Origin of the sequence: Mediterranea sp. An20 (assembly GCF_002160055.1) — a bacterium.
In the GTDB taxonomy this organism is placed as follows: domain Bacteria; phylum Bacteroidota; class Bacteroidia; order Bacteroidales; family Bacteroidaceae; genus Bacteroides; species Bacteroides avicola.
Window position 1 is genome coordinate 24,808 of sequence record NZ_NFJV01000037.1, and the last position, 6,000, is coordinate 30,807.

A 6,000-nucleotide genomic window follows, 5' to 3' on the forward strand; every position below is an offset into this window, starting at 1 on the left:
ATTTAGTGCAATTTTGTAGAAAACTCATGCGTATGGTTTAAGTTTTATACTTTTTCTGCTTAATAGAGCAAAAAAAAGTGGATACAGGATAAGATTCTCAGGAGAAGGGCGTAATTTTGCGGGCGTTAAAATTGAGTATGGAAGTGCTTTCCTAAAGAGAGGAAACGCTTTTGGTAGAATTGTCAATAGTTTACTATGCTGATTCGTTTTCTGAAAAACTGGACATTGCCTGTTGCTATGGCATCGGGTGCGCTGATTTACTATTTGTTTGCCGGAGTGTCATTCCTGGCTCCTGCCAAGCCTGCCATTAACTGGATAGTGGCTGTATTGACCCCCTTGCTTATTTTTTCGCAATTGTTACTTACTTTTTGTAAAGTAGAAGTCCGGGAACTGGCACCCAAGGCTTGGCATGGGTGGCTCATCTCGTTTCAGCTTTTGTCTTGTCTGTCGGTAGCGTTGCTGTTGGTCTTTTGTCCGATGAATATGGTTTATCACGAGGTGTTCGAGGGAGCTATGGTCTGTCTGATTTGCCCCACAGCTACTGCAGCAGCTGTCATAACAGGCAAGTTAGGAGGAAATGCGTCCAGCTTGACTACTTATACACTGCTGTCCAATCTGTTGGCGGCCGTAGTCGTGCCCTTGGTCTTTCCGTGGGTAGAGCCGCATGCCAATGTTACATTCTGGTCGTCTTTCCTTAAAATTCTGAGTAAAGTTTTTCCTCTGCTGATATGTCCGTTTCTGCTGGCCTGGTTCCTGAGGGCCTTTGTGCCCAGGATACATGCCTGGCTGCTGCAATTTCATGGGGCGGCTTTTTATTTGTGGGGAGTATCTCTGGCTATCGTGTCGGGGCAGACGGTGCGTTCATTGGTCAATAGCGATGCTCCCTCGTGGGTGAAGTGGCTTATTGCTTTGGCTGGGCTTTTGGCGTGTTGCCTCCAGTTCTACTTGGGCAAGCGTATCGGTGGGCATTATGCAGAACGCATCAGTGGCGGGCAAGCTTTAGGACAGAAAAATACGGTGCTGGCTATCTGGATGGCTTATACCTATTTGAATCCGTTATCTTCTGTAGGACCGGGTTCATACGTCTTGTGGCAGAATCTCATCAATTCCTGGCAGTTGTGGAAAAAGCGGAGACGGGAGGAAAAGGGAGAGTAAGGCTGTTGGCAGCTACTTTCCTATATATAAGCGGTCACTTTCCTATATATAAGCAGTCAGCTTCTTGTATATAAGCACGCCGCTTCCTATATATAAGAAGCAATGCGTTGCTTATCAGGATGATATGGATTTGTCTGTCTTCTATGTCTCTATAAGGTTAAAAGTTTGGGGCGCTTCCGTGTTAATGTAGCTGTAAAGTGCAGGTTTGTTACGGAATAATTTGTATTTTTGCCCCCCGTATCAAGTATGAAAGCAATGAATCCTATTGATATTATTGACAAGTATTATCCTGAAGAAAACGAATTGCGGCATATCCTGTTGACGCACAGCCAGTCGGTTGCCGACAAGGCACTGCAGATAGCCGACCGTCATCCCGAACTGAAGCTCGACCGGGATTTCCTCAGAGAGGGGGCCATGGTGCACGACATCGGCATTTTTCTGACCAATGCCGATACCATTTTCTGTTTTGGCGACAAGCCCTATATCTGTCATGGCTATCTGGGGGCCGACTTGATGCGTTCCGAAGGCTTTCCGCGTCACGCCTTGGTGTGCGAACGTCATACGGGAGCCGGACTTTCATTAGAGCAGATTATAGCTCAGAATCTGCCGGTTCCTCATCGGGAGATGGTGCCTGTCAGTTTGGAGGAACAGCTCATCTGTTTCGCTGACAAGTTTTATTCTAAAACCCATCTGGATTGCGAGAAAAGTGTGGAAAAAGCACGCAAAAGTCTTGAAAAATATGGAGAGGCAGGTGTCCGACGTTTTGACCATTGGTGTAAGATGTTCTTATAGCATTTAAAAAACTGTGAAAAAGAATGCTTATCCCTATTATTTTCCGTACTTTTGCCGCGGTTTGTGCCATTTAATTATTTATTGACGTCCTTGAAAGCGAATGTAATCATATCATTTATAGTATTGTTTTTGTTGCTTCTTATTTCCGTTGAGGCTGACTCGCAGCGTTGGGGAAGGGAAGGACGGTGGAGCGGTAACCGAACGCAAGCCATCCTGCAACAAAACGATTCATTGCCGGCAGATACTTTGCTGTCGGATTCGTTGAGTGTAGATACTGTACCCAAAAAGAAAGACGGGTTGGATGCTCCTGTCTCCTATGAAGCCAGCGACTCCATTGTTTTTACGCAAGATGGCTATGCTCACCTCTTTGGAGATGGAAAAGTCAATTATCCTTCACAGCATATTGAGCTGACAGCCGAAGTCATCAGTATGAACATGGATAGCAGTACGGTCTATGCCCACGGCGTGGAAGATTCGGTGGGGGTGATGCAGGGACTTCCGGTTTTCAAAGACGGTGATACTCCGTATGAGACCAACACTATCCGTTATAATTTCAAGAGCAAAAAAGGACTTATCAGCAATGTGGTGAGCCAGCAGGGTGAGGGGTATGTGACCGGCAATAATGCCAAGAAAGGTTCCGGTGACGAACTTTATATGAAAAAAGGCCGTTATACTACGTGTGATAACCATGAACATCCGCATTTTTACATGCAGATGACCTACGCCAAGGTCCGCCCCAAGAAAAATGTAGTGACCGGTCCTGCTTATCTGGTGGTGGAAGATGTGCCGCTGCCTCTGGCCGTGCCGTTTTTCTTCTTCCCTTTCTCCAGCAGCTATCAGTCCGGTTTCCTTATGCCTACTTACATGGATGACTCCAGCAGAGGTTTCGGCCTGACAGACGGAGGTTATTACTTTGCCATCAGCGACCAGATGGATTTGCAGCTTACGGCTGATATCTTTACTAAAGGGTCGTGGGCTTTGCGCGCACAGAGCAACTATGTGAAACGCTACAAGTTCTCCGGGTCGTTCCAGTTCGATTATCAGGTGACGAAAACCGGCGACAAAGGATTGAGCGATTATATGGTGGCAAAGGACTTTAAAGTTGTGTGGAGCCACCGTCAGGATGCAAAAGCCAATCCTAACTCTACTTTCTCGGCCAGTGTGAACTTTTCGACCAGTAGCTATGAGCGTACCAATATAGACAATCTGTATAATTCGCAGCTCATGTCTCAGAATACGAAAACTTCCAGTGTCAGCTATAGCCGTAACTTCTTCAATAATTTGCTCAGCATTTCGGCTACGGCCAATATTGCACAGACTATGCGCGACTCATCCATATCGGTTACCTTGCCCGATTTGAATATCTCTTTGAGCACGGTTTATCCGTTCCGTCGCAAGCATAGAGTGGGGGATGAGAAGTGGTATGAGAAAATCAATTTGCGCTATACCGGTCGTATGACCAACAGCATCCAGACGAAAGACAATCTGCTTTTCAAGTCCAACCTGGTGCGCGACTGGGAAAACGCCATGCAGCATAACATTCCCATCAGTGCTACCTTTACATTGTTCAATTACTTCAATGTGACTCCTTCGTTCAACTATACCGAGCGCTGGTATCCGCGTAAGATAACCAAGGGATGGGACGAGCATGCACAACAGGAGATAGAAACAGATACGACTTATGGTTTCCACCGGGTGTATGACTACAGCGCGAGCATAGGTATCAATACCAAGATTTATGGTATGTACAAGCCGATTCTCTTCCCCAAAAAAGAAATTCAGATTCGTCATGTCATCACACCATCTATCAGTTTCAGCGGTTCGCCAAACTTCGGTTCGTCGCATTACGGATACTATGATTCTTATGTGAGAACAGACAGAAATGGCTTGCCGGTGGATACAGTGCGTTATTCTTACTATCAGGACCAGCCGTTCTTCAGCGGATATTCCGGAAAGTCGGGTACGGTTACCTTTGACCTCTCTAATAACTTAGAGATGAAATACCGGGACAAAAACGACTCTATCCGTAAAATCAGTCTGATTGATGAACTGGGATTGGGCATATCCTATAACTTTGCCGCTAAGGAGCAGCCTTGGAGCGACTTGGACTTCCGGCTTCGAATGAAGATTACCAAAAATTATACGTTGAGTATGTCTTCAAGGTTTGCCACTTATGCTTATGAGTTTGACGAAAACGGTAATGTATATGTGGGTAACCGCACGGAGTGGTCTTATGGACGCTTTGGGCGTTGGTCGGGTTATGGAACCTCATTCAGCTGGACGCTTAATAATGATACGTGGAATAAGATACGGAAACTCTTTAGGGGTGGAGATGATGAAGAAAGCGGTGAGAAAAGTGGGGAAGGAGATGCTGCAGCCGACGGCGAACAGAGCGCAAGCACAACAGACAGTGGAAAGAAGACCAAGCAGAAAGCAGAGGTAGACGAAGATGGCTATCAGGTGTTCAAGATGCCGTGGTCTATCAACTTCAGTACCGGCTTTAATATCTCGGAAGATACGAGTAAACCCATCAACCGTAAGAGGATGCGCTATCCTTATAAGTTCAGCCTTAATGCATTGAATATTAATGGAAACATAAAGATTTCCAATAAATGGTCTGTCAATTTTAACTCCGGTTACGATTTCAATGCAAAGGAAATTACGCAGACTACGTTTAATATTACCCGCGACTTGCACTGTTTCAGCATGTCGGCCAGTATTGCGCCTTTTGGTCGTTGGAAGTATTATAACTTTACCATCCGTGCCAATGCCAGCATCTTGCAGGATTTGAAGTACGAGCAGAGAAGCCAGACGCAAAGCAATATTCAGTGGTATTAATAAACACAAAGACACGGAGTCTATGAAGGCATTTCTGGCTTGATATGCGGCAGGACTGTGTGCTTTCCATCGCTTCTATCTGCTACAGAAGCAAAAAACTTCGTGTCTTTGTGGGTTTAACGTAAACCAACAGCCATTTGTTGTTTATGATGTCTTTCGGGTCTGTTTACCATACGATGGGCGTTTCTCCATGAGCAATCAGATATTCATTGGTCCGACTGAAATGTTTGTTTCCGAAAAAACCGTTATAGGCAGAGAGGGGCGAAGGATGTGCTGAAGCCAGCACCAAGTGTTTGTTCCTGTCTATGAAAGCTCCTTTACGTTGTGCGTATGCCCCCCAAAGGATGAAGACTATATGCTCTTTTTCATCAGCCAGCATACGTATGACAGCATCTGTGAACGTTTCCCATCCATGTCCTTGGTGTGAACCTGCCTGATGGGCCCGTACTGTTAGTGTGGCATTAAGCAGGAGTACTCCTTGTTGAGCCCAACGGGTCAGATTGCCTGTAGTAGGCATATCCGTGCCAATGTCGTTCTTGATTTCCTTGAAAATGTTAAGTAGGGAAGGGGGGAAAGCTACTCCATCGTTGACGGAGAAGCAAAGTCCATGCGCCTGTCCAGGACCATGGTAAGGGTCTTGTCCGATGATAACTACTTTAACTTTGTCAAACGGACAGAGGTTGAAAGCATTGAAAATTAAACGTCCTGGTGGGTATACGGTTCCGTTTTGGTATTCACTTCGCACAAAGTCGGTCAGTACATGGAAATATTCTTTATCAAATTCCGGTTGTAGATGCTTCTTCCAACTTTCTTCTATTTGTACATTCATAATCTTCTTTGCTTGTTTTAAAGTTCGGGTTGCTAAGGTACGAAAAAATACGTAGAATGAAGAAGGTGGAAAGCTTTCTTTTATAGTATCAATGTTTTTGTGTTTCGAATCGTATCAGTTAAGAACCTATTTAATTCTGTTCGGCCTTTATTTTGAGTGCTGTTTCCGAGGATATTTTTCCGGTGTACTGAGGAACGTAGCGGGCTACATGACAAAGTATGCCGGGAAAAGAAATCGAAAGAGGCTCAAAGGAAGCTGAATATAAATCTTAGAGCCTGTTTAAATTTTAAAGTTTAATATAGAAAGAGTGTTTCTTCTTTCTTCGGAAATGATTATTTTTAAGTTTCCACACTTGAAATAATTATGTATCCGACAGATTTAGAAGA

The 6,000-nt window shown here is 44.9% G+C and carries 4 protein-coding genes; 3 read left to right on the top strand and 1 reads right to left on the bottom strand.

Features of this window, described 5'->3' with window-relative positions; translation table 11 throughout:
- Window positions 1-195: 195 nt before the first annotated feature.
- The 3 genes from B5F34_RS15610 to B5F34_RS15620 all read left to right on the top strand — a co-directional run bounded on the left by B5F34_RS15610 (window position 196) and on the right by B5F34_RS15620 (window position 4,785).
- Window positions 196-1,155, top strand: a complete 960-nt coding sequence (locus tag B5F34_RS15610) for a transporter (RefSeq protein WP_087340718.1) — start codon at window positions 196-198, stop codon at window positions 1,153-1,155.
- Window positions 1,156-1,410: 255 nt separating this feature from the next.
- The gene (locus B5F34_RS15615; RefSeq protein ID WP_087340722.1) at window positions 1,411-1,947 is read left to right on the top strand and encodes an HDIG domain-containing metalloprotein; all 537 of its coding nucleotides are present in this window, start codon (window positions 1,411-1,413) and stop codon (window positions 1,945-1,947) included.
- Window positions 1,948-2,028: 81 nt separating this feature from the next.
- The gene (locus B5F34_RS15620; RefSeq protein WP_087340723.1) at window positions 2,029-4,785 is read left to right on the top strand and encodes a putative LPS assembly protein LptD; all 2,757 of its coding nucleotides are present in this window, start codon (window positions 2,029-2,031) and stop codon (window positions 4,783-4,785) included.
- Between the two features lie 166 nt (window positions 4,786-4,951).
- Here B5F34_RS15620 and B5F34_RS15625 read toward each other — a convergent pair whose 3' ends face one another.
- Window positions 4,952-5,614 (bottom strand): uracil-DNA glycosylase, encoded by a 663-nt coding sequence (locus tag B5F34_RS15625; protein ID WP_087340719.1) that lies wholly within the window; start codon window positions 5,612-5,614, stop codon window positions 4,952-4,954.
- Window positions 5,615-6,000: the final 386 nt, after the last annotated feature.

What these genes read in the sequence shown, in the direction of transcription:
- B5F34_RS15610 (WP_087340718.1), top strand. Translation starts at nt 196, where the DNA reads ATGCTGATTCGTTTTCTGAAAAACTGGACATTGCCTGTTGCTATGGCA.
- B5F34_RS15615 (WP_087340722.1), top strand. Translation starts at nt 1,411, where the DNA reads ATGAATCCTATTGATATTATTGACAAGTATTATCCTGAAGAAAACGAA.
- B5F34_RS15625 (WP_087340719.1), bottom strand. Translation starts at nt 5,614, where the DNA reads ATGAATGTACAAATAGAAGAAAGTTGGAAGAAGCATCTACAACCGGAA.